At 37.4% G+C, this 22,678-nt stretch carries 19 protein-coding genes and 1 pseudogene; 4 read left to right on the top strand and 16 right to left on the bottom strand.

What is annotated here, in order from left to right; all coding sequences use genetic code 11:
• Positions 1-335 precede the first annotated feature (335 nt).
• A complete protein-coding gene (locus ACLIBG_RS10605) occupies positions 336-1,490 on the bottom strand; it encodes a murein hydrolase activator EnvC family protein (protein WP_439312732.1) in 1,155 nt (384 codons plus the stop codon).
• 497 nt (positions 1,491-1,987) lie between these two features.
• On the opposite strand from ACLIBG_RS10605, the gene ACLIBG_RS10600 reads away from it, so the two are divergent.
• Positions 1,988-3,016 carry an FUSC family protein gene (locus ACLIBG_RS10600; RefSeq protein ID WP_439312731.1) on the top strand — a complete coding sequence of 343 codons (1,029 nt, stop codon included), beginning with the start codon at positions 1,988-1,990 and terminating at the stop codon, positions 3,014-3,016.
• A gap of 19 nt (positions 3,017-3,035) precedes the next feature.
• Here ACLIBG_RS10600 and ACLIBG_RS10595 read toward each other — a convergent pair whose 3' ends face one another.
• The 8 genes from ACLIBG_RS10595 to ACLIBG_RS10560 form a co-directional block, all read right to left on the bottom strand.
• On the bottom strand, positions 3,036-4,034 hold the full coding sequence (locus ACLIBG_RS10595; protein WP_439312730.1) for an LLM class flavin-dependent oxidoreductase: 999 nt from the start codon (positions 4,032-4,034) through the stop codon (positions 3,036-3,038).
• A gap of 39 nt (positions 4,035-4,073) precedes the next feature.
• On the bottom strand, positions 4,074-4,709 hold the full coding sequence (locus tag ACLIBG_RS10590; protein ID WP_439312729.1) for a LuxR C-terminal-related transcriptional regulator: 636 nt from the start codon (positions 4,707-4,709) through the stop codon (positions 4,074-4,076).
• Positions 4,702-5,745 carry a sensor histidine kinase gene (locus tag ACLIBG_RS10585; protein ID WP_439312728.1) on the bottom strand — a complete coding sequence of 348 codons (1,044 nt, stop codon included), beginning with the start codon at positions 5,743-5,745 and terminating at the stop codon, positions 4,702-4,704. Before ACLIBG_RS10585 ends, ACLIBG_RS10590 begins: the two co-directional genes overlap by 8 nt.
• Complete coding sequence (gene liaF / locus ACLIBG_RS10580) at positions 5,742-6,479, bottom strand: cell wall-active antibiotics response protein LiaF (RefSeq protein ID WP_439312727.1); 738 nt, start codon at positions 6,477-6,479, stop codon at positions 5,742-5,744. Before liaF ends, ACLIBG_RS10585 begins: the two co-directional genes overlap by 4 nt.
• 164 nt (positions 6,480-6,643) lie before the next feature.
• Positions 6,644-7,291: a PspA/IM30 family protein gene (locus ACLIBG_RS10575; protein WP_439312726.1), complete on the bottom strand. Its 648-nt coding sequence runs from the start codon at positions 7,289-7,291 to the stop codon at positions 6,644-6,646.
• A 102-nt stretch (positions 7,292-7,393) separates the two neighbouring features.
• Positions 7,394-7,741 (bottom strand): lmo0954 family membrane protein, encoded by a 348-nt coding sequence (locus ACLIBG_RS10570; protein WP_439312725.1) that lies wholly within the window; start codon positions 7,739-7,741, stop codon positions 7,394-7,396.
• A 301-nt stretch (positions 7,742-8,042) separates the two neighbouring features.
• Positions 8,043-9,245, bottom strand: a complete 1,203-nt coding sequence (locus tag ACLIBG_RS10565; protein ID WP_439312724.1) for a CynX/NimT family MFS transporter — start codon at positions 9,243-9,245, stop codon at positions 8,043-8,045.
• 498 nt (positions 9,246-9,743) lie between these two features.
• Positions 9,744-10,646, bottom strand: coding sequence for a LysR family transcriptional regulator (locus ACLIBG_RS10560; protein WP_439312723.1), 903 nt, complete (start codon positions 10,644-10,646; stop codon positions 9,744-9,746).
• Positions 10,647-10,795: 149 nt separating this feature from the next.
• Between ACLIBG_RS10560 and ACLIBG_RS10555 the strand changes: the two genes are divergently transcribed.
• Positions 10,796-11,761, top strand: coding sequence for a DMT family transporter (locus ACLIBG_RS10555; RefSeq protein WP_439312744.1), 966 nt, complete (start codon positions 10,796-10,798; stop codon positions 11,759-11,761).
• 53 nt (positions 11,762-11,814) lie between these two features.
• On the opposite strand, the gene ACLIBG_RS10550 is transcribed toward ACLIBG_RS10555, so the two are convergent.
• Positions 11,815-13,173: an FAD-binding oxidoreductase gene (locus ACLIBG_RS10550; RefSeq protein ID WP_439312722.1), complete on the bottom strand. Its 1,359-nt coding sequence runs from the start codon at positions 13,171-13,173 to the stop codon at positions 11,815-11,817.
• Positions 13,174-13,345: 172 nt separating this feature from the next.
• On the opposite strand from ACLIBG_RS10550, the gene ACLIBG_RS10545 reads away from it, so the two are divergent.
• Together ACLIBG_RS10545 and ACLIBG_RS10540 are read left to right on the top strand one after the other, a co-directional pair.
• Positions 13,346-14,713: a YjiH family protein gene (locus ACLIBG_RS10545; protein WP_439312721.1), complete on the top strand. Its 1,368-nt coding sequence runs from the start codon at positions 13,346-13,348 to the stop codon at positions 14,711-14,713.
• A gap of 29 nt (positions 14,714-14,742) precedes the next feature.
• Positions 14,743-14,874, top strand: a complete 132-nt coding sequence (locus ACLIBG_RS10540; protein ID WP_439312720.1) for a hypothetical protein — start codon at positions 14,743-14,745, stop codon at positions 14,872-14,874.
• Positions 14,875-15,102: 228 nt separating this feature from the next.
• On the opposite strand, the gene istB is transcribed toward ACLIBG_RS10540, so the two are convergent.
• From istB to ectB, 6 genes and pseudogenes are all read right to left on the bottom strand, one after another.
• Positions 15,103-15,870 (bottom strand): IS21-like element helper ATPase IstB, encoded by a 768-nt coding sequence (gene istB, locus ACLIBG_RS10535; RefSeq protein WP_439312719.1) that lies wholly within the window; start codon positions 15,868-15,870, stop codon positions 15,103-15,105.
• A gap of 1 nt (position 15,871) precedes the next feature.
• Entirely contained in the window at positions 15,872-17,422 is a 1,551-nt protein-coding gene (gene istA, locus ACLIBG_RS10530) for an IS21 family transposase (RefSeq protein WP_439312718.1), read from the bottom strand.
• 627 nt (positions 17,423-18,049) lie between these two features.
• On the bottom strand, positions 18,050-18,367 hold the full coding sequence (locus tag ACLIBG_RS10525; protein ID WP_439312717.1) for a hypothetical protein: 318 nt from the start codon (positions 18,365-18,367) through the stop codon (positions 18,050-18,052).
• Between the two features lie 99 nt (positions 18,368-18,466).
• The gene (locus ACLIBG_RS10520) at positions 18,467-18,964 is read right to left on the bottom strand and encodes a hypothetical protein (RefSeq protein WP_439312716.1); all 498 of its coding nucleotides are present in this window, start codon (positions 18,962-18,964) and stop codon (positions 18,467-18,469) included.
• Between the two features lie 290 nt (positions 18,965-19,254).
• Positions 19,255-20,835 carry a sensor domain-containing diguanylate cyclase gene (locus ACLIBG_RS10515; RefSeq protein ID WP_439312715.1) on the bottom strand — a complete coding sequence of 527 codons (1,581 nt, stop codon included), beginning with the start codon at positions 20,833-20,835 and terminating at the stop codon, positions 19,255-19,257.
• A 556-nt stretch (positions 20,836-21,391) separates the two neighbouring features.
• Positions 21,392-22,674 (bottom strand): annotated as a pseudogene (gene ectB / locus ACLIBG_RS10510) (diaminobutyrate--2-oxoglutarate transaminase).
• Positions 22,675-22,678 lie beyond the last annotated feature (4 nt).

Below are 22,678 nucleotides of genomic sequence, written 5' to 3'. Positions count from 1 at the left end.
AAAGGGGTATGCCAACGTTGGCGCGGGAGGCCGTATTTAGTTGGCCCTCATTTGTCTTACCGAATCGATGATGACTTTCACCCAAGGGCATAAGGGCGACTAAGTCTCTGGCTAAAGCCATCGGCAAGTCTTCTTTATCGCAAGGCGCTGCAGGAAGTCGCCTAGTTTCTGGGCTAGCAGGCTTAGAACGCCACGTCCTGTGGCTCCGCCTGCACTAGAACATCCTGTACGTCGAAGCTAGACAGCTATGCACAAAATTATATACATTCTTATCTTGTAAAAAAGGCAAAAGGCTAACCCTGATAAATCTCAGGATTAGCCTCATTTGTTTTTAATTAAAAGTATTTTGCCGGATTTTGCAGTGCGCCATTTACATATACTTCGAAGTGTAAATGGATTCCGGTAGATCTTCCGGTTCTACCCATGATACCAATCTTTGTTCCTCTTGAAACACTTTGCCCGGCACTTACATTAATTGATGACAAGTGTGCATACACTGTTTTCATTCCATTATTATGGTTAATAACGACTTTATTTCCATAAGCACCAGAGTGGCCTGCAGATGCAACCGTACCACCATCTGCCGCAAATATTGGTGGGCTTGTACTACGGTCTGTTCGCGCAATATCCATTCCTTTATGCATTCTGCCTCCACGAGTGCCCATATGACTTGATATGTATCCGCCTTGTGTAGGCCAACCGAGTGCTCCGCCGCCCGTTACTGAACGGTCGGGTGCAGATGCCTTGCTCGATCCACCAGACCCTTTAGATGCCGTAGTAGTTTTTGCAGGTTGCATACTTGCATAGATTTCCGATTCTAATGCAGCAAGCTTTTTATCTTTAACTTGTAATTTAGATTTCAATTGTTTTAACTCTTTTTCTTTTCCTTTTAACTCTTTCTTCCTTTGTTCATTTGCTTCTTTTTGTTCTAAAATTAATTGTTCCATCTCTTTTAATTCTTCTTTAAGATCGTTTAGCTCAGATAATTTCTGCTCAACTTCTGCTTTATCTGCTTCTTGTTGTTCAATCAATTCCGCATCCGAATCTGCAATCTTTGAGACGGCACTTACACGACTGATAAACTCACCGAAGCTGCTTGATCCTAAAATTACATCCAGGTACGCAATGTTTCCACCGCTTCTCTGATACGACTTTGCCCGCTCTTTCAAAATATCAAATCGCTCTTCAATGGCATCTTCTAGCACATCAATTTCTTTATTTAACTCGTCCATTTCTGATTGTACGTCTTCCGTTGCTTCCTGATTGGCTTGTAAAGAGGCTTCAGACTGTTTGATTTCTTCATTTATTTCTTTTAGGTCAATTAGCACATCAGCAATTTTCGATTCAGCATCAGTCAGGTTTTCTTTAATTTCCGAGCGTTCGTCTTTAATTTCCTTTAAATCACCCGCTGCATGAATCGTGTCCGTAAAAAACACACCGCTAAGTCCGACTACGGTAACCGTAGCCATCGCCATTATTGTTTTTTTCATTTTTATTTCCCGCTCCCCTGCTTAAAAATTATCTCTATATGTTGCAAGTGCTTTTTCGATCCGTTAAATTCTCGTATATTATGTAAGCAAACTTTCTAAATATGAATGTTCAACAAAGCTTCTATGTAATCTATTAAATTTCTCTATTAAATTTTCAATATATGAAGTATAACATTTGAAAATGACATGCGTATTTTAATAATGTTACAATTGTATTTCAAATAGGACTTTTTCTCTTACTATTTTACATTTTTTTCTAAAACATCCTTGAAATCGAACGAATTTTTGGTCATTTTGAAGTGAATAATGACCCGATTAGCCTATTCTTGCGTTTCTCTAAGCCATATTTTACAACAATATACGGTACAAAAGGCGACCAAATCGGCTTACCGATGAAATGAAAGACGAACACTGTTATAATAAGTATGTTAAACAAGGTTGTAATCAACCATTCACATTATAAACCCATTACATTGGGGATTTAGGAGAAGTAAGTAATGAAACGATTTCCATTTGCGGGTACCCGCGTTGTCAAAACAGGTGTAGCCATTTTTTTAACTGCTTTTATTTGTGAACTGTTGAATTGGCCGCCGGTATTTGCAGTTATTACCGCAATTGTTACACTTGAACCAACTGTTTCTGATTCAATAAAAAAAGGCATCATCCGTTTTCCAGCATCAGCAATTGGTTCGGCATACGCCGTACTTTTTATTGCATTATTTGGGAATTCTCCACTTACATACACACTTGCTGCCGTATTTACAATTGTCACTTGCTTTAAATTAAAATTACATGCCGGACTTCTCGTAGCAACACTTACGTCTGTTGCAATGGTGGAGGTTATTCATGGCAATTACTTGTTATCCTTTTTCATTCGACTGGGGACAACGACAACCGGTTTAGTCGTTTCCACTTTTGTCAATCTGCTTATTCTTCCACCTGATTACACGAAAGAAATTAATGAAAATATACATAAAATCTGCGAATCCATGGGAAATTCTATACAACGTGTTTTTATACATAAGCTAGAGTATAAGGATAAAAACGAGGAAAGATTAAATCTGATGGTCAATGAACTGGACAAAAAAATACACCGGACAGAGACCTTGATCCGGTTTCAGAAAGATGAGGCTAAATTGCATCCATTTGTTGGAAGCAAGGAAGCTGAATTTAATAAGATGCAGGAAAAAATCAAGCATTTGCGATTTATGCATTATCATCTATCAAATCTATTAAATACACCATTAACTGAAATATCTTTTTCCGAAAAAGGGCATACCATAATTTCAACTGCCGTTCAAAAACTATCGTTCAGCATGAAAAGACATACAAACTATGAATCAGAAACGCATCTTGAACAGTTGAAAATGCTAATGAACTTATTTTCACATGATGATGACATGACTTCAAATAATATTTATACGGAAACACTTTTACCGCCTAAATTAATTTTGCTTTATGAATTACTGTCTTTATACAACCTTGTCAGTCATTTTTACGATGATCATATCGCCGCAACTAAATAATCATTATTACATGGCCAGGTTAGCGCAAAAGTTGATCTGCCAGCAGTTGATAGGAAAGAAACTTCATCATTTCGTCATGTATAATCGATACGACCATAATTTCATCTGCTTTATATTGAGTTTTTATCTGATGAAGCCTTTTCTTTACTTCAACCGGATTTCCAATTATGCTGTTTTGTTTTATTTTACGCACCTTTTCTTCTGCTTCCGGTGAAAGTGGGTATGCCTTCGCTTCTTTGACTGAAGGTACGCCTGCTGCACTCTCACCCGTATCCTGCTTCACTGCCCAAACGATGTTACTCATCGCAAGATCGTTCGCTTCCTCCGTTGTTTCCGCACAAATAACAGATACAGCTACGATTACGTATGGGGCTTTTTGATGCCTTTTTTCTGTAAATGATTGACGGTACTTTTCGACAATCTCCGGCCCATTTCCTCCTGACATAAAATGTCCAAATGCATACGCCATGCCCTTTTCAGCAGCTAAAGCGGCACTTTTTTCACTCGTTCCTAATAACCAAACCTGTGGTGGCTCTTGAGGGATAGGGGTAGGAGTTATTTTTGAATATAAATGATCTTTCGGAAACGTGCTCTTTAGGAATTGTAATAGTTCGTCAACGCTATTTGGAAAAAGTCGTACTTGCTCTAAGTAATTATCTGAAAGCGCCATGGACACTTCAGCAGATCCACCCGGTGCTCGTCCAAGTCCCAAATCAATTCTGTTTGGAAACATTGTCGCAAGGAGATTGTATGTTTCTGCCACGCGAAACGGTTTATAATATGGAATTAGAACAGCTCCTGCTCCAATTCGTATCCTGCTTGTTTGCGCGCCAATAATACCAAGCATGACATCCGGGTTAGGGCACGCAAGACCGAATAAATCATGATGTTCCGCAATCCAAAAGCGTGTATAACCAAGCCTTTCACCGAGCTGTGCTAACTTTACAGAGGACTGTAATGCGTCATAAGCTGTTTTTCCGGTCGAAATAGGTGCTTGATCCAATATGCTTAACTTCATTATTATCCCTCGCTTTTATTTCTAAGATGAAAATGTCACTCAAGATTCCATTAATTCATGCTTGAAAGCATAAATAACCGCTTGTGTCCGGTCCTTCACTTCCAGTTTTCCCAAAATATTGCTTACATGTACTTTAACTGTTTTCTGGGCAATAAATAATTGTTCAGCTATATCTTTATTGTTATTTCCTTCTGCTATTAATAGTAATATTTCCATTTCACGTTCTGTTAATGTATCGTGCAGATGACGCTCTTGTTGTTTACGCATTTTCGTCATAATTTTCCCAGTGACTTCCGGCTCAAGAATCGATTGACCATCATATGTAGATCGGATAGCCTCGGCAATATCGCTAGCTTTTGATGTTTTCAGCATATAGCTCGTCGCACCTGCTTCAAGTGCCGGATATACTTTTTCATCATCAATAAAACTTGTCACAATAATAATCTTTGCTTCTGGCCATGATGCAATAATTTGTTTCGTCGCCTCAATTCCATCCATTTCAATCATTACGAGATCCATTAATATAATATCCGGCTTGAGCACTAATGCTTTTTCTACCGCTTCTCCTCCATCACTTGCTTCAGCGATGACTTCAATATCCGGCTGGGAAGAAAGGTATGCGGACACACCAATTCGTACCATCTCATGATCATCAGCAAATAACACTTTAATCATTATGTTCATCCCCACTCTTTACTTTTGGTATTTTTACTTCGATTCGTGTCCCTTGATTCGGTAAACTTATTGCTTTAAAGTTCCCTCCAACCTCATACGTACGTTCTTGCATATTTTCCAATCCATAAGAGCTTGTACGAACAGCTTCCATATCAAATCCAACCCCATTATCGACGATACGTAAAATAATCATTCCATCCCGTTCGATTAGCATCACTTCAAGTGATGTCGCCTGTGCATGCCGGAGTGTATTGGAAATGGATTCTTGAACAATTCGAAATAAATGGTCCTCAATCCCCATATCAATGGGGAAGGTTTCCAGTTTAGATTGTACTTCCATCGGTACTTTTTCCAACAATTCGTTTAATAACTCCGCTATCCCTTCTTGTAACGACTTACCTTTTAGAGCTGCAGGCCTTAAGTGAAGCAACAATGCACGCATTTCCAATTGGGATTGGTGAATCATTTTTTCCACCATGGATAACTGATTTTTCAACCCATCATCTTTCATTGTATTCGCCTCATTAATGGCTGACATCATCATGGAAGCGGCGAATAATTGCTGACTGACGGAATCATGAAGCTCACGTGCTAATCGATTTCGTTCCTGAACGACAACTTCCTGCAAACTTTTTTCTCGTTCCTGTGCACGTTCCGAAGCTTGCTTTTGGGATATTTCCGTCAGTTTATTCCATTTTTCTTGTAATTGTTCGATACTTTCATTTATCTTTTCCAATTCAATGTCTTGTTCCGCCATTCCGGTAACTGTCTGACCTTTGACAAGTTCTTTTAATTGCCGATCTATTTTCCGTAAATGCTGTCGCCAATACCAACCGACCGAAATCCCGATGATTGCACCAATGGCAAGGGGGATTCCTCCAGCGAGCCAATAGTAGGATACATCAAACAGCTTCCTCGATAATAAATCAGCCCAGTCATCCGGCGGGAATGCTAGCAGCGTTGTGCCGATCATCAATAAGGCAACTAAAACACTAAATACAATACCAACAACAACATAGCGTATCATCATCTTCATATTCGCTTCACCTCAATATCACCGGACAGTAAGGAGGTAATGATTTTTACGCGCGGATTGTTGGAATTATATTTGCTCGTTTGATAGGATAGCGTTTGGTTTAAGAGTTTACGATGTTCATGATTTAAAATAGTAGCTTTACCAAATATAGAGCTATGATGAATGCTAATTTCCACTTCATACGGAACATATATAACAATATTGCCAATAAAGTGCCGGATAGAGATAACGGCTGTATCATTAGGCAGCACCGTATTGCTTAAATCGATCGTCCGGTCTCCAAAAGCACCATGGATGTTCACATCCCGCCATGAATAGGCTGAGTCGCTTGTTTTTTGATCACTAAAAAAGTTTTTATCAAATAATGGATCAATTTTATATATCGTTTCACCGGTTTCCGATTGACCTCCCGGAAGCGGTAATTCCGGTGTGATATGTTCATTTTCATTTTTGGACCTAAAATAATGCAATAGAAAAAAAACAATCCCTACTATAATAAAAAAACGAATAGCCATCATATTTAATATACTGAAGATAATACTAATAAGCCCAATCCAAAAACATACTTTTCCCCATAAATGGGAATAATTTTTCCAACCTATATAAATGAGTAACCCGGAAAATAATGCAGAAAAAATGAGGCCGCCATTAAAAAATGTAATTTCAACAACGAAAAGGATAACCCCTATTATTATAATGTTATTAATTAAATCTGTATCGATGCGCTTAAACATGTGGGACCTCCTTCTCTTACATTATACAAGCATTTCTATCATTTTTCCTTTATTATAAAAAGAAGAAAAACAGACGCGCATAACAATTGCGTCTGTATGAGTATACCATGCTTTTTACGGGGCTGGGACACAAGTGCCAACCATTAGTAGCAGGAGACAAATAATTAACTAATCTCTTCCTGTTCCTGTTTATTTTTCCTCATTTCCTTTTCAAGCCGGTCCATTTTACTATCAAATGTATTACGGTAATATGAACTGTTTACCTTGTATTCCAGATTTTCAATAAATTGTTCTAGCTCATGGAAGCGAGAATATGGTTTATCCGTTGTTTCATCAATAACCCGGTTCATCTGTCCATTCGCCCGGGCTATGTTTTCCCGGCCCATCAGCTCCATACGCCGTAAATGCATATCTTTTAATTTGTGTTTCATTTTTTCATATTTTTGTTCGACTATTTCCAGCTGTTCGATTGCTTCTTCGCGTGATGCTTTCATTCGGTCTGCACGCAGCTGATATTCTTCGTATTCTATCATTGCATAAGCATGCATTTCTTCTTCTCCGGCTTTTTGGGCAATATTTGCTTGTCTTAGTCTTTTTTCAGCTAGGTCTTGGGCTTTGAAATATTCTTTCGAAAATTCTTCTTTTAGACGGTACTGCCTTTCCACGAGCTTTCTAACCTTTTCTTTTTCCTGTTCACTTTCCCGTAAGTATTGATTTAACGCTTTGATCGGGTTTTTTTGTTCTCTGTCATCCATTAAATGATGTAGATCTGCCGAAATAGAATCTTTAATACGTGTGAATATGTTTGTCATAATAAATCTCTCCTTATTTAAGTTATTCGAGGTTGTTCGAGAAGTGCGGTAAAAATCGTTTCGATACTCGTTTTAATCCGTCTTTTCAAACATGCACTATTATTAATAATTATTAAGTTCAGCCCACTCTTTCTCGAAATTTTGAAATGGATCATGTTGTGGTGATTTTTCTTCAGATGGACTGTTTTTCCAATTTTTCATAATCAGGTATAACCCATAAATTGCCGCTAATCCTATAACGGCATAAATATTCGATAGCGCCACACTTAATACAAGCAATCCGATAATGACCCAGCCAACTTTGCCAGTAGTTGAATCGCTTTTTAAAAACTTTTTGAAGATGATATACAGCAGCCACACACTAACTCCAAGCAGAATCATCGGTCCAAGATTTGCCAACAAAATTAACAGTGCGATCAGTCCCGCAATAAATAATAGGAATTTTTTCACGGATAATGCCTCCTTCCTTGTTTCGATCTAGTTCTATGTTACTTGTAATTAAATTTTTCCGTAATGAGCCTAAGCTATATTTTCAACTAGGTCTGGAGGCGTAATTCGATTAGGTCTTTATTGTCAAACAGTGGGTTATAAAGACAAGGGGAACTTAAAAAAATTCTGGTCTGGATTAGGGGAGTATTTCTGATAATGCGGGACTTATGTGATGATGCTACCAGAAAATTTCATTTTTACTGCAAAAAAGAGCAAAAGATGTATCGAATACATCCTGTGCCCTTTTTAAATATTTTAACATTTATTCATTTATTATTGTTCGTCTGCCTGCAAGAATCCCAACTATAAGTATAACGATCGAAAGAAATACGAGCATCAGTAATGGCGGAGTCCAGCTTCCCGTAACATCGTGCAATCCGCCAAAAACAACCGGTCCAAGTGCAGCTAGCAAATAACCAAAAGCTTGTGCCATACCTGAAAGCTCTGAGGCGTCATATCCGTCTTTGGTTCGCAAAGTAAAAAACATCATTGATAGACTGAATCCACTGCCGCATCCAATTCCCAATACGATAATGGCTATAATACTTAAACCGGGATGACCGCTTAGTAATCCTAATATCCCGAGCAAAAATGCAGTACCTGTGGCGCCTCCCAAAAAAATCTGGTTCTTTAGTTTATCCGCTATTACCGGTATAAAAAAAGTTGTTGGAATAATAGCGAATAACATTAAGGAAAGCATCCATCCTGCCTCGCTTGAAGAATAGCCATTTAATTGTAAAATATCTGCAATCCACGTCAAACACGTATAATACATAAGCGACTGTAACCCCATAAAAATCGTTACTTGCCAAGCTGTGAAAGAAGTCCACATATTTGTTTTATTTCTTGAGCTGTCTTCATCATATTTAGGCTGCTGGGCCGGTTTTTTAATTTGAGGGTACCAAATAAAAAGGGTAATAATTACTAAAACGACCCATACACCTAATGCTCCTGGCCATCCAAAACCGTTAATATTTGATAATGAAACACTCAGCCCAGATGCTAACGCTCCAAAAATATTCATGCAAACTGCATAAAGACCAGTCATTATACCAATCTTTAAAGGAAAACTCATTTTAATAAAACCAGGCAATAACACATTCCCGAAAGATATGGCTATACCTATTAAAGCAGTACCGATAAACAATGTGCTGACACCGACAATAGATCGTATAAGTATTCCTATTCCAAGGACAACTAACGATAGAATAATTGTCTTTTCCATCCCTAAACGATTCGCTATTTTCGGTGCAAAAGGAGAGAGTAATGCAAAAGCGAGAAGCGGTAATGTCGTAATCGAACCAATAACGGTATTACTTACTTCTAAGCTATCACGAATAATCGGTACTAATGAACCAATAGATGTTAAGGGAGCGCGCAGATTAGATGCAAATAATAAAATTCCAATTAATAATAAAAATCTGCCCTTTTCTCGATCCCTTATCTGCTGTGAACCTAAAGACATAGTAAATTCCTCCATTATTCATTCCATACTTTTTATTGATTTACGAACAGCTTGTTCTACTTTTCAAGTAGTTTTGTCTGTTTTGGAAATGTAACGTATCATTCATGATGAATAATGGTTGTATCCAATTTTCATTTCATGTAAATTTATTCATTTTCCATCCGTAATTGCTCATTAAGCCGTAAAGTTGAAAAGCAACTATAACGGCTAAGAGAAAGTGTATCGCAATTGATTAAGAAGCGTCAAATAAGCTACACTATTTTTAAAGTCCTAAAGCCTGGGAATAGCCGTGAATGGTAGAGGAACGCCCGTCTTTGACGGAGGAACGCTCGTTATCGGTAAAGGAACACTCATCTTTTACGGAGGAACGCTCGTCAACGGTTGAGGAACACTCGTCTTTGACGCGGGAACGCTCGTGAATGGTAAAGGAACACTCGTCAATGACTAAAAAGTGCACATCAGGCATGCACCCGACGCTTCAGCAATCACCAAAAACTTCTATTCCTTCACCCCGTCCATATTAAAAAAAGGAGATATGACATCATCACGGTGTTGTTCAATCGTTTCGATAAACTTTCCTAATGCTGGCGTGATATGATCAGCTTTTCGGTAAATAAATATAGTCGTAATATCGCTATATTTTCCAGGCAAATCATGACAACGGATCAAGCCGGTTTTTTCATAATGCTGGATTGCCGAATACGGCACATAAGCAACCCCCAAACCCGAAATAACACTGCCCAATGTCGTTTCCAGTGTACCGAGTTCCATCACTTTGGTCGGAGTAATTTGCTGATCGGTAAGCCATTCATTCAACTTTGCCCGATACCCGCACCCATCACTGAAACCGAGAATTGGCTTTTCCAATAAATCTTCCATATTAGTAGATGTTTGGTCAGAAATAAGAACAAGTTTTTCCTGAAAAACTTCCACTTCTCGCAAATCCGCATGATTCGTACTATGGTTTTTCGTAACAAAGGCGCCATCAATTTGATAATTTAAAACAGCATCCCTCAGTTCGGCCGTGACACCGGTAGAAAGGGTTAAGTCGACATCTGTATACTGCTTATTATACTTTGATAAAATAAGCGGCAATTTAATAACCGTTTCTACAGATGCGATATCCAGTTTTCCGGAAGGCGTTTTATTATTTCCTGTCACTACTTTCATTTCATTCATTAACGAAACAATTTTTTGCGCATAGATAATTGCTTTTTTTCCTTCTGGTGTTAAAGTTACTCCACGCTTATGACGGTGAAATAACGTTGTATTTAAATCAGATTCCAGCTTCCGAATTCGTGATGTAACATTGGATTGGACATAATTCAGTTTTTCAGCTGCCCCACTAATGCTCCCTGTATTCGCGACCGTTTCAAATATTAGCAGATCTTTCATATTCATATTAAAACACTCCCTTATACTCATTTTTTATTGTATCACAAATAATGATGGATGATATCATTAACAATCATTTTACATGATGATAAATATGTAGTTAAATAGAAAGTAGATAACGTTCCTTTATAATTATTTATTGGAGGAAGATCGTGATGCAAAAAAATGTTTTATGGGGTGCATTGCTTTGTTTAATCGCCAGCGCGTCGTGGGGTGCGATGTTTCCGGTTGCGAATCATGCATTTCAATATATTGACCCGTTCTGGTTTACAATTGTGCGCTATGTACCAGTAAGCCTTATTCTAATCATTGCACTCTTACTAGTGGAAGGTAAAAAAGCTTTCAAACTGGAAGGAAACGGACTCGTTTTATGGTTTTTCGGAACAATGGGATTTGTCGTATACAATTTATTAATTTTTGTTGGCCAAGATTTGCTTGGGGAGCCAGGTGTTCTTTTGGCATCTATAATGGAGGCACTTGCCCCTATTTTATCGGTATTCGTTTTGTGGATCATTCATAAAAATAGCCCAAAATGGGTTACTTTAATTTCCATTATTGGCGCATTTATCGGTGTTTTCCTTGTCGTTTCCAACGGGAATCTAGGCCTTCTGGTTGGAGAAAATCGTTTATTCCCTTTATTTTTGCTTCTACTTGCAGCTCTAGGTTGGGCGTGCTATACAATTGGAGGCGGACATTTCCCGCGTTGGTCTGTTTTAAGATACTCAACTTTAAGCTGTTTGTATGGTACTTTAACTGCTTCCATAGTCGTTATAATTGGCAGCATGATGGGGTTTATCGAAGTACCGACAATGACCGTACTATATCACGTTCGCTACGATATGCTGTTTATGATTTTTGTACCCGGGTTGATCGCACTTATTGGCTGGAATAAAGGCGTCAGTATATTAAAGCCGATCAATGCCATTCTGTTTATTAATTTTGCACCGGTCACGACATTAATTATTCAGCTTATCCAAGGCCACCGTATTACAATGTATGAATTTATTGGTGTCACTCTCGTATGCAGCATGATTATTGCCAACAATATTTATCAGCGCATGGACGCAAACAGAACGCGCTTGCCAAAAAAAAGCAGAATTGCGCTTCAATCCAGTAATTAAAAACACCCTCTACACCGGCTTGTCTAGTCGGGATAGAGGGTCTCATTATATTACTACGTGTAAAAAATCTTACCCGGGTTTAATAGTCCTTCGGGGTCCATTATCTTTTTAATGTTTTTCATTATGGATAATGCTGCTCCATGTTCTCTTTCCTGAAACTTCATTTTCCCGAGACCTACACCGTGTTCACCAGTACACGTACCCCCGACCTCGATCGCTTTCGACGTAAGTTCTTCATTGGTTTTTTCAGCTATTTCTCTCTCGCCAGGCTTCTCCGGATTGAACAAAACTATCGTATGAAAGTTCCCATCCCCGATATGACCTAAAACACCGCCTATAAGACCACTTTCATCAAGCAATTTGCGAGCAAAAACAATCAGATCTGGCAAACGGGAAATAGGTACACATACATCCGCACCTGTATCCTTCATTCCTTTTGTATGAGTATAGGCATATGATAGCTCATGCCTTGCTTTCCAAATTTCTTTTTTTTCGGATGAATCAGTTGCCACCTTCCAATTGGAACAACCAACCTCTTCCATTAGTTCTCTTGTACGTTCCATTTCTTCATCCACTGTTATATTCGTACCAGCTAATTCTAAAAACAGAGAATGGGCAACCGGAAATCGATAGTTTCCATATTTATTAACTTGTTCAATACTGTCTTGATCGACAAATTCCATTCGCATTACATCAATACCACTTTGTAAAATTAACTGCGCAGCTTCCGCACAGTCCTTAATATCGGAAAATGTACAGCTTGCAACAGCAGTTTGTTCGGGAATGCCATGCAATCGCAACGTTATTTTCGTAATGATTCCAAGCGTACCCTCTGAGCCAGTGAATAAACCGGTTAAATGATAGCCTGAAGATGACTTTTTTGCTCGGCTTCCAGTATGTATAACCGCTCCATCTGCTAAAACGACCTCTAAGTCCAATATTTGCTCCCGCATGGATCCATAACGAACGGCAGTAGTGCCACTTGCATTCGTCGCAGCCATTCCCCCGATTGTTGCTTCCGCTCCTGGATCAATTGGAAACATAAGGCCATGCCTATTGATGATCTTATTCAATGCCGTTCGTGTTATTCCCGGTTCAACGATAACCGTCATATCTTCAGGTGAGAAATCGACGACCTGATTCATTTGTTCAAAACTAATCGAGATCCCCTTTCGAAGAGGAATTGCCTGACCTTCCAATCCTGATCCAATTCCAAATGGGGTTACAGGGATTTTTTTCGAACGAGCAATTTCCATAATCGTTTCAACATCTTCGCGACATGAAGGAAAACAAACAACGTCCGGCTTGACTGGTTGATGTGGTGACTCATCATGGCTATGGCGTTCACGTACAGTTTCGTTATTACTCACTTTAGCCTTCCCGAGGCGTTCTACAAGCAGGTGATAAATCATATCTTAAGTTGCTCCTTTTCCTACTACATTTTCATTTTTTTATTTACAAAATTATATTCATAGTTTATCATTTGTGATTAAATAGTAAAGTTTGGGAATTATTCCCTCTTTAAATATTCCAATAAAAACGTAATAGAATTGCTATTTAAAAATTGATAAAGGAGGACATCCAATGAAGCATAATACACAATCTGGAGATGAAAATAATAAGTCATTAAACAGAAAAAGTTTATGGAGATTTATACTTCCTTCGTTATTCGGTGGAATCATCTTTTTATTGCCAATTTACGATGGTACGACATTTAATATTCCACTAGGTATTATTACGGAATTCTTCATTGACCTGTTAGAAAATTACTTACCTTTTATCGTTACCTATACAATGGTCATATCAACTCTATTAACATTTATATCACTCATCTTCAAACCCGCTTTTGTTATGAAATCCGAATCTTTAAAATCTATTTTTCACGTTTCCATCTTTTGGACTATTACAAGAACTGTAGGAACAGTGTTCGCTTTAATGACATTTCATCAATTTGGATGGAGTCTAGTAAACTCTGAAATCACCGGTGGAGTTATGTTCGGGTTGCTTACTACATTGATTGTTTGGTTTTTTGTTGCTTCCTTTTTAATGCCTTACTTAATTAACTTTGGAATTATGGAGTTTACCGGAACATTGCTTCGAACCGTCATTAGACCGCTATTCACATTGCCAGGACGTTCCGCAATTGATTTGCTGTCCTCCTGGATTGGTAACGTGAATGTCGGTGTTGTTCTAACACGGGAACAATATGTGAAAGGTTATTACACAGGCCGAGAGGCAGCCGCGATTGCAACCGGATTTTCTACTGTGTCATTACCATTCTGTCTCGTTATCGCTAGAGCGCTCGAAGTAGATCATTTGTTTCCTGTTTTTTATTTAACCGTCATCATTTCCGGAATTGTCTGTGCTATTGTCATCCCAAGAATACCTCCATTATCAAAAGTTTCGGATACGTATTATACACAAAGCAGCATTCAAGAAGATGTGCCTGAGAATATTTCCAAAATGAAATGGGCGCTTCGTCAAGCTGTCAGTCGGGCGGAAAAATCCGGATCTTTAAAAGACCAAGTTAAACAAGGAAATGAAATATTTATGGGTATAGCGTTCGTATTAATACCGCAAGTGATGGCAATTGGTACGATCGCGCTTATTATAGCGGAATATACACCATTTTTTACAATTATTTCTCAGCCGATGATTCCTATTTTAAACCTTTTGCAAATTCCTGAAGCTCAAGCCGCTGCTCCTTCGACTATCGTAGGCTTTATTGACATGTTTATGCCAGCGATCTTAGCATCCGGAATTGAAACGGAAATGACCAGATTTGTAATCGGGGCTCTATCATTAGTTCAAATCATCTACTTAACAGAAATGGGTACATTACTTATTATTTCAAAAATACCGGTCCATATCGGACATTTATTCGTTATATTTATTCAAAGAACTTTAATCTCTCTGCCAATTATCGCTTTAATTGCTCATCTCATTTTTTAAGTAGCCAGCAATAAGATGTGATTGCTGCCATGCATATGGAAAAAGGCGTCTTCAACAAAGGAGAAGTGATTGATCCGCATGATTCATTCTTTAACGATTATAAGGGCGCAAATGGGTCAAGAACTGATTATCTTGAGTTGCAAATAATCTATAAGCAATAAACACCCCATGTTATAAACAGGAGCCGTTTTATAGATAAGTACTTACTTCCAGAGTACAAAATGTGAAAATACACGCAAATATGAACATCAAATTGCAACTGAATTTGGTGTTCTTTTTTTTATTGCTATAATAGTATTTATAGGGGTTTTGTTGTTGAAATTGCATATGGAATTGCATTTAAAATAACAAGTTGTAACCGTCAAGTAGTTTTGAACACTTTTTGCTCATTAATTTTGAACACTTTTAGCTTGAAAGACAGATTGACGATATTTAATCCTATGACTTGCTCCATCAAAATGTACTACTTCAGCACGGTGAAGAAGGCGATCTAAAATTGCGGTCGTGATACCCTGATCGCCTAGTAATCCTCCCCATTCTTCTGGTCCTTTATTAGATGTGAGTATGATAGAACTTCGTTCATACAGATGATTAATAAGATGAAAAAATAAATTGGCTTCGTTTTGATCCATAGCCATGTACATAAGGTCGTCTATTATAACCAGGTCAGCCTCTCTAATGCGTTTCATTTTAAGTTGTGATTTCCGTAGGAATTCTTCTGTTTTTAATAAGGGAACCAATTCACCCATAGGGATGAACGATACACGTTGGCTTTTATAAATCGCTTCTAACCCTAAACCAATAGCTATATGCGTTTTCCCCACTCCTGGCGGACCTAAAAATATTAGATTAAATGACTCCTCCAACCAATTTAGTTCTTGTAACTGCCTCAATTGTCTCTCGCTAAGTGATGGTAGTTCTTGAATGTCGAACTCACCTAGCGTTTTTTGATAAGGAAACTTCGCCCACTTTAAATGTTTTTCAATCGTTTTTTCCTCACGCCGTTTTTCTTCGTACGTAAGCAGTTCACGTAAAAATTCTTGATAGGTCCACGAATGAGACTCTGCTTTTCTTAAGAAAGTCGGTAATTCTTTTGATGTCTCTGACAGTCTTAAGTTCTGAAGCTGCCGTTGTAAACTTTCCACTGAGTATTCCAACTTATACCCCTCCTAAAATTTCAAGGTAGCTATCCAGTTCCCTTAATGATGCTTTTTCTTGGAAGACGAGGGACGTATCTGTAGTTGGAATATCGGCTAGTAAAGCTTTATCTTCATGTTCTTTCATTCTTGAAAGATGTTTTACGACATCATGAAAATCATTGGCACTCCATAAGGTTTGTTCAATACAAATATCCAAAGCTGGTTGAATAAATGGGCTAAAATCTTTTACTGCTCGTTGTACGATTTGTAGTTGGTCCCGTATATACCTGGGATACCGATTATAAACTTCCTCTAGAAATAATTGGATCTTGTGCTGATCTTCAAAAGAAGATTTTACAGTATTCATATAGGCTTTAATTCCTTTTGACCTGTCTCTGGAATGATTGGTATTCTTGATTAATTGGCCCTTTCCTTTGGAAAGGGCATGAGCAGCTATCGGTGCACCCCCCGGTGTCTTTTCGATAACAAGCTCTTCATCTGCAATTCTAATATAGACAGTATTATCACCATGCGGTTTATACGTTCCAAGTGGAACGGAATAACGGTTCGATTGATATTTAATAATATTGTCCTTATGCACAGTTCTTGTTATACTTAATCCATGGTTACTCTCGAAAGAGAGTAGGTAAGAGACTTTTCGCAAGTGTGGCTTTTCTAGGGCAAACACTTCGACGGGTCTCTTTTTTATTGTATTGTGCACTTGAAAATTTCCTTTTCTTTCGAGCCATGCCAAACATTGTTCATTCCAGGTTTCTATTTGATGAAACACGCGATTTTTAGCGAAATTTTGTTTAATGAACTTCACCACATTTTCAACTTTCCCTTTAGATTCTGGATCTGCTGCCCTGCATAAATAAACGGAAAATCCTCTCTGTCGTTTATAAGCCTGAAACTCTTCTGTATATATAATATCGCCCCCATTTTCACTTACTGTCATTAACTTATCCTGGTCATATACAATTTCTTCTGTCCTCCCCCCATAATACTCGAATGCATTTTCATGACTACGCAAAACATCACGCGTCGTAAAAGGGCGGTCTTGCCACTCGGAATATTTATAACGAGAGTGGGAAAGCACAAAGGCAATGGCATACAGCTTCTGCCACTTTCCTTCAAACGTTAGAGCTTTCATTTCACCAAAATCAACCTGCATTTGTTCACCTTTGGGTAATTCCTCCAATGCCTCATAACTCCGGAAAGTAAGTGTTTTGGGTATATGATATTTTTCACGTAATTCTCTAACATAGTTGCGGACAGTACTACCACCAACATCCGTAAAAGAACAACGTTCTTCTAACCAATCTGAAATTTGTGAAGCCGATAAATCCGGGTGCTCTTTTAACCATCCCAGAATATAATCCTGATAAGGATCTAGTTTTCTCTTTCTTTTTCTCAAAACTTCCACCCACCTACAAGCTTCTTCAAAATCTTTTTCTAAATAATCATAAACAGTTGTCCTCGATAAGTTGCACTTTCTAGCAATAGCCGCAACCTTGAACCCTTGCCTTTTTAGTTGATGCACTTGCACGATCAATTCTAATTTAAACACCTTCTCGTTCCCCCATAAGTTCAGTTATTTTTATACTAAGTTTAACTGAAATTGGGAGTATTTTGGGCTAGAAAGTGTTCAATTCTATCCAGCAAAAACTGTCCATTTTAGTTTAGCAGTTACACAAGTGTTCAAAAAATATTGAATGACTGTAATTAAGGTTTTTAATTATGTGTAATCTAATTGACAATATAAGATGCAATTTCAATGAAATTTAATGAACAATTAGTAATAATTAAACGTGCACAAAAGAAAAAGAGCTTGAGAATACCCAAGCCCTAAACTATAATTTCTTATTAAATAATCGCGCTCCCTTTCTTGAATAACACCATTAACCAAATCAATTTAAGAAGCTAAACGATATTGTAGTATTCAAGAGATACCCATATCATAAAAGTAAATATGGCAAGAATTGAAGTCAATAGAACCCACGAATAAGGTTTTTTTGGTTTCCGTATAATGTCATACATTAAGTATAATAAAAAACAAAATAGCAAAATCATAAATAATACTGTAAGCAAGGGTATTATCAAAATCACTACATAGACACCTCATTTACTACGTTAAATGATGCAATTCTGCAATACAGGGCACATATCCTTGTTCGAGAATTGCGCTCCGATTGCTTTATAATGCGCTTCTTTCGCGATATAAACGCAACGTAAGTGCATTTAACAAAATGGTAACTATGACAAGTACCGTTGAAGCAACAGCTACACCGCGCATTGTATCTGCCAGAGCAGCAAAGTCTTCAACTTTTACCAAGTAAAGGTTGTAAAAAATTTGAAAACATATTGCGATAGCGCAAACGCTAAAACTGATAATGGTAAGAGCAATCCATTTTATATTCATCTGTTTTTTACCTACCGCAAGATTAATAAAAGGTATTATCCAAGCTATTAAACCAAGCATCAAACTGCCGAGGTTAAGCCAACCAGCACCCATTATATGTCATCCCACCTTCATTTTTCTTTATAAATTTCTCCTCCATCTGGCTCGATTGACGCTCAAAGTTATTAGTTTATCGCGCCCTTTTGTGGAATTTTACCTTGTACCTAATAGCCCAATCAAAATCATCACAGCCAGTCCTAACACGATGGACATAGCACTAATAAATAACCTTTTTTCCCTATCCACATTAAATATACGTTTATAAAATGCGTCTACCATCAAAACTAATACGAAGGAAACAGGGTAAGCCATAATAAATGTCATTATCTTATTCATAATCGGAGTTGGTTCTAAGTTATTTGATGCCAAAACAAAAATTAACACGAAAACGAACAAAGAAAAAGTCCCTATAAATAGCGTGTTCAAGGGGTTTTTCCAAATACCTTCTTCCAAAAATCTAGGGTGTTTTTGAATAATGGTCTTTAAGAGTATATATATCGTCATCGTTACAATAAAGGTTGCAATAATGAAAAAGATACTATTTATACCTCGGTTATGTACAGTAAATTTATCATCAAGTAAGATAAATAAAATTGCAGATAGGATTAGCACAATTAGTAAAACAATGTTATTCCTTAGATGTTTCTTCAAATATTATACCCCCCCTCTTTTATCTATCGTTTTTCCTGTTTGTCTTAAACAAAATGGCCCGATTGTTGAATATCCTTTTTAACACTATAAATACAGTGTAACATTATGTTTTTAATTATCCGATTTAAACTTAAAAATAATGGGAATATCCATCTACATTTTAATGTGTGAGTTCGTGTGTAAATTAATATGTAATTTTATGTTCAATTATACTGTGAATTAAGATGGAAAAAGCAGTTCAATTCGGTGTACAATTTGATATTTTGTACCACTAAACTGAACTACTTATTTTATAGAACGGCTCCTGTTTTCTCGTGATATACTACACTTTTATTTCTACCAGTTTGCTTTGCTTTATATAACGCTTCATCGGCGAATTGAATGATCTCATCAGTTGTCTGTGCATGAACCGGGTTATTCGCTATACCAGCTGAAATTGTGATTGGTTTTCCACTCGGACTATTTATTGCCTCTAGTTTTATACGTAGCTTTTCAGCAATATACCATGCGTCACTTATCTCCGTTTCAGGGAGTAAAATAACAAACTCTTCCCCTCCATAGCGACAGCAAATATCCTCTTTACGTACAGCCTTTTTCATTTCTTTCGCTAAGTATTTTAAGACATCATCCCCAACCGAATGTCCATATGTATCATTCACCCGTTTAAAGTGATCAATATCGAGTAAAATAAGCGAATAGTCCATATCATTTTCTGTCCACGTTTCTAAATAATTATCCATCGTTCGCCGGTTCGCTAAGTTAGTAAGCGGGTCAGTGGCGGATTGATACATGAAATGATTAACCTTATCCTTGAAAAAATGAACGCTATTTACTAAAGCTGTCTTCAATTCAATTGCCTCATAATACCATGCTGACACTTTCGTAATTTCATCTTCTTCATTCAGGTGATTGTTTGTACTTGCCTCTGCATAGTTGGCCAATTTCTGAAGTGGGGATGCAATAAAACTGGATAATAGCAATATAATTAATATGGAAAGTATTAAATAAGGTAATGCCTTTACAATCATCTCTTTCAGCATTTCATCAGACGAAGCGAGAGCACTTTCAGTGGAACGTTGAGAAACAATCCCCCAGTTTGCTATCGGCACATGGGCATAACCAGCTAGCATATTTACATCTTTTGAATTTACAATTTGTGCAGCCCCATTTTTCTCTTGTAACACTTCTTGAACAGCTGGGTTATTTGGGACTATATCATTAATTCTCTCTCGGTCTTGATGATATATAATTCTCGCGTCATTATCCACTACATAAACGTAAGACCCGTCTTGGTAAAAATGTTGACCAAGCAAGTCGTTTAATTTGTTTTTCTCCTCTAAATAAATAGTTCCGCCGACGAGCCCAAGATAATTACCTGCCGAATCAATAATTGGATGAGATATAAAAATAATTAATCGGTCTGTTAGGGAAGTATAAGGTTTTGAAATGAGGGGCACCCTTTCCTGTAGTGCTTCTTTTCCACCTGGTGAAGTTAATTTTTCCCCCTTGAGATTTAATGCTTGTGGGGAAGTTGCTAAAATTATTCCATCCTTATCTGCTATTACAACGGAATTAAATTCATTAATTACCTTTACCCGCTCTGCTTCTTGCAAAAATTTAGTTTTTCTGTCTTCACGACCCCATTGTGTTAAAATACTATCCGCACTTCTCTCCAATGAATTCATTGTTTGGCTTAAGAACATTTCCGTTGTATCGGCTAATTTTTCCGAATATGCCTGATTCGTTTCAAGTGTCGATTCAACAAGCGCTTCCTGATTAACCCGATATCCCGAAGAAATGCTGCTGAATAGAGTTATTAAAACGGCAAGTAATGCGACAAATAATATTAAATGCCTTAATGATAGTTTCATATAATATGTAAATACTCCTTTAATATAAATATATCCATTAATATCTATTATTTCGGTAAAAAAAGAAATTTCAAGTGTATAGGAATTTGCTTTAACCTTCATAGAACAATTTGTAAAAGGTTTCATCTGTAGTTATTTAGCTATTTACTTAATTCATCTACTTCTATACGTTATCACAATTAAATGTTTTGTGGACTATTTTTTAAAAAATAGAGAAATTACTATATTACAAGAACAATTGCCTTAAATGTAATGAACTAGTGTGATCCGGCTTTGTATAGAAGGAGTTATTGATGAGGATGGCAATAATGCTATTGCGGATGCAAAAATAGTTAATAGAAGAACTAGCATAATAACTGGAAATGCGGACGATATTGTAGTTTTAACAAGATTTTGTTTTGAATATAAAAAAGCACCAACATTTAAAGTTGATGAAGAAAATAGGAGTTGAACCGCTATCCGTATCGCTAATAAATAATTTCAAATGTCACAACAAAAGCTTCAGAGAAATGAAGAGAGGAAGGGTATTTCCTCATTTCTCTTTGCTTCAACCATTTTAATAGTTTGCTAAAACAGTTTGAATGCTTTCTTCAATGATTGCAAAACCTTTTTCTAATCCTTCTTGATCAATTATCAACGGGGCCAGAAATTTAAATACTTCATCATTCGGTCCTGATGTTTCCATCACAAGACCACGGTTGAAGCATTCTTTAATAATTTCGGTAGCCGCACCGTCTAAACCACAGGCGACTCCTTGGAACATACCACGTCCACGAGCTTCTGCTTGTAATTTAGGATACTCTTTTTCTACTTTTTTCGTGAAATTAGAAAGCAATCTAGCGTTTTCTTTCACATGATTGGCTAAATCGTCATTCTCCCAATAGGATAAAGCTTCTGTCGCTGCAATGAACGCAGGATTAAATCCACGGAAGTACCGTTGTGTTCACCCGGTTCCCAAATGTCCAATTCTTCTTTGAAAAGCGTGAAAGACAGTGGCATACCATAACCACCAATTGATTTAGAGACGGTTACGATATCCGGATATATCCCTGCCGGTTCGAAACTGAAAAATGTCCCGGTACGTCCATTCCCTGCTTGGATATCATCGACAATTAACAGAATATCATATTTTTTCGCAATATGTGCGATTCCTTTAATCCACTCCATACTTGCTGCATGAATTCCACCTTCACCTTGAACCGTTTCAAAAATCATCGCAGCAGGACGTTCAACACCAGTTCCACCATCTTTGATATAGCGTTCAACCAAATCTAAAGATTTTTGCGTAGGCAAGTATCCGTCATAAGGCATAGAAACGGTGTTTGAAAGAGGAACTCCAGCACCTTGTCGCTTTCCGATGTTTCCTGTTGCTGCGAGCGATCCTAAGGTAACACCGTGAAATCCATTAGTGAAGTTCATAATGGTTGTCCGTCCAGTTACTTTACGGGCAAGCTTTAAAGCACCTTCCACTGCGTCTGTTCCTGTAGGCCCTGCAAACATTGCTTTATAATCTAAGCCTCTAGGAGCTAGTATCGTTTCATTAAATTTTTGTAAAAAATTCGCTCGGAGTTCCGTAAACATATCTAAACTATGCACGATATAATCGTTTTCAAAGTAATCAAGTAAAGCTTGCTTTATTTTGTCATTATTATGTCCATAATTTAAAACACCAGCACCAGCAAAGAAATCAATATACTCATTGCCTTCTTTATCCCATATTTTATAGCCTTTAGATTTCTGTAAGACTGCAGGAAAGTTACGGCTGTAACTTCGTACTTGTGATTCATGCTTTTTAATAATGTCCATATCTTGGTTAGAATTGTTGTTATTAAGTGCCATAGTA

It is taken from the genome of Virgibacillus sp. W0181 (assembly GCF_051846915.1).
Taxonomy (GTDB): Bacteria; Bacillota; Bacilli; order Bacillales; family Amphibacillaceae; genus JBPYCR01.
This window is presented reverse-complemented; position numbering and strand designations above follow the sequence as displayed.

Coding starts and splice junctions, on each gene's coding strand:
- ACLIBG_RS10605 (WP_439312732.1), bottom strand. CDS start 1,490: ATGAAAAAAACAATAATGGCGATGGCTACGGTTACCGTAGTCGGACTT.
- ACLIBG_RS10600 (WP_439312731.1), top strand. CDS start 1,988: ATGAAACGATTTCCATTTGCGGGTACCCGCGTTGTCAAAACAGGTGTA.
- ACLIBG_RS10595 (WP_439312730.1), bottom strand. CDS start 4,034: ATGAAGTTAAGCATATTGGATCAAGCACCTATTTCGACCGGAAAAACA.
- ACLIBG_RS10590 (WP_439312729.1), bottom strand. CDS start 4,709: ATGATTAAAGTGTTATTTGCTGATGATCATGAGATGGTACGAATTGGT.
- ACLIBG_RS10585 (WP_439312728.1), bottom strand. CDS start 5,745: ATGAAGATGATGATACGCTATGTTGTTGTTGGTATTGTATTTAGTGTT.
- liaF (WP_439312727.1), bottom strand. CDS start 6,479: ATGTTTAAGCGCATCGATACAGATTTAATTAATAACATTATAATAATA.
- ACLIBG_RS10575 (WP_439312726.1), bottom strand. CDS start 7,291: ATGACAAACATATTCACACGTATTAAAGATTCTATTTCGGCAGATCTA.
- ACLIBG_RS10565 (WP_439312724.1), bottom strand. CDS start 9,245: ATGTCTTTAGGTTCACAGCAGATAAGGGATCGAGAAAAGGGCAGATTT.
- ACLIBG_RS10560 (WP_439312723.1), bottom strand. CDS start 10,646: ATGAATATGAAAGATCTGCTAATATTTGAAACGGTCGCGAATACAGGG.
- ACLIBG_RS10555 (WP_439312744.1), top strand. CDS start 10,796: ATGCAAAAAAATGTTTTATGGGGTGCATTGCTTTGTTTAATCGCCAGC.
- ACLIBG_RS10550 (WP_439312722.1), bottom strand. CDS start 13,173: ATGATTTATCACCTGCTTGTAGAACGCCTCGGGAAGGCTAAAGTGAGT.
- ACLIBG_RS10545 (WP_439312721.1), top strand. CDS start 13,346: ATGAAGCATAATACACAATCTGGAGATGAAAATAATAAGTCATTAAAC.
- ACLIBG_RS10540 (WP_439312720.1), top strand. CDS start 14,743: ATGCATATGGAAAAAGGCGTCTTCAACAAAGGAGAAGTGATTGATCCG.
- ACLIBG_RS10525 (WP_439312717.1), bottom strand. CDS start 18,367: ATGGGTGCTGGTTGGCTTAACCTCGGCAGTTTGATGCTTGGTTTAATA.
- ACLIBG_RS10515 (WP_439312715.1), bottom strand. CDS start 20,835: ATGAAACTATCATTAAGGCATTTAATATTATTTGTCGCATTACTTGCC.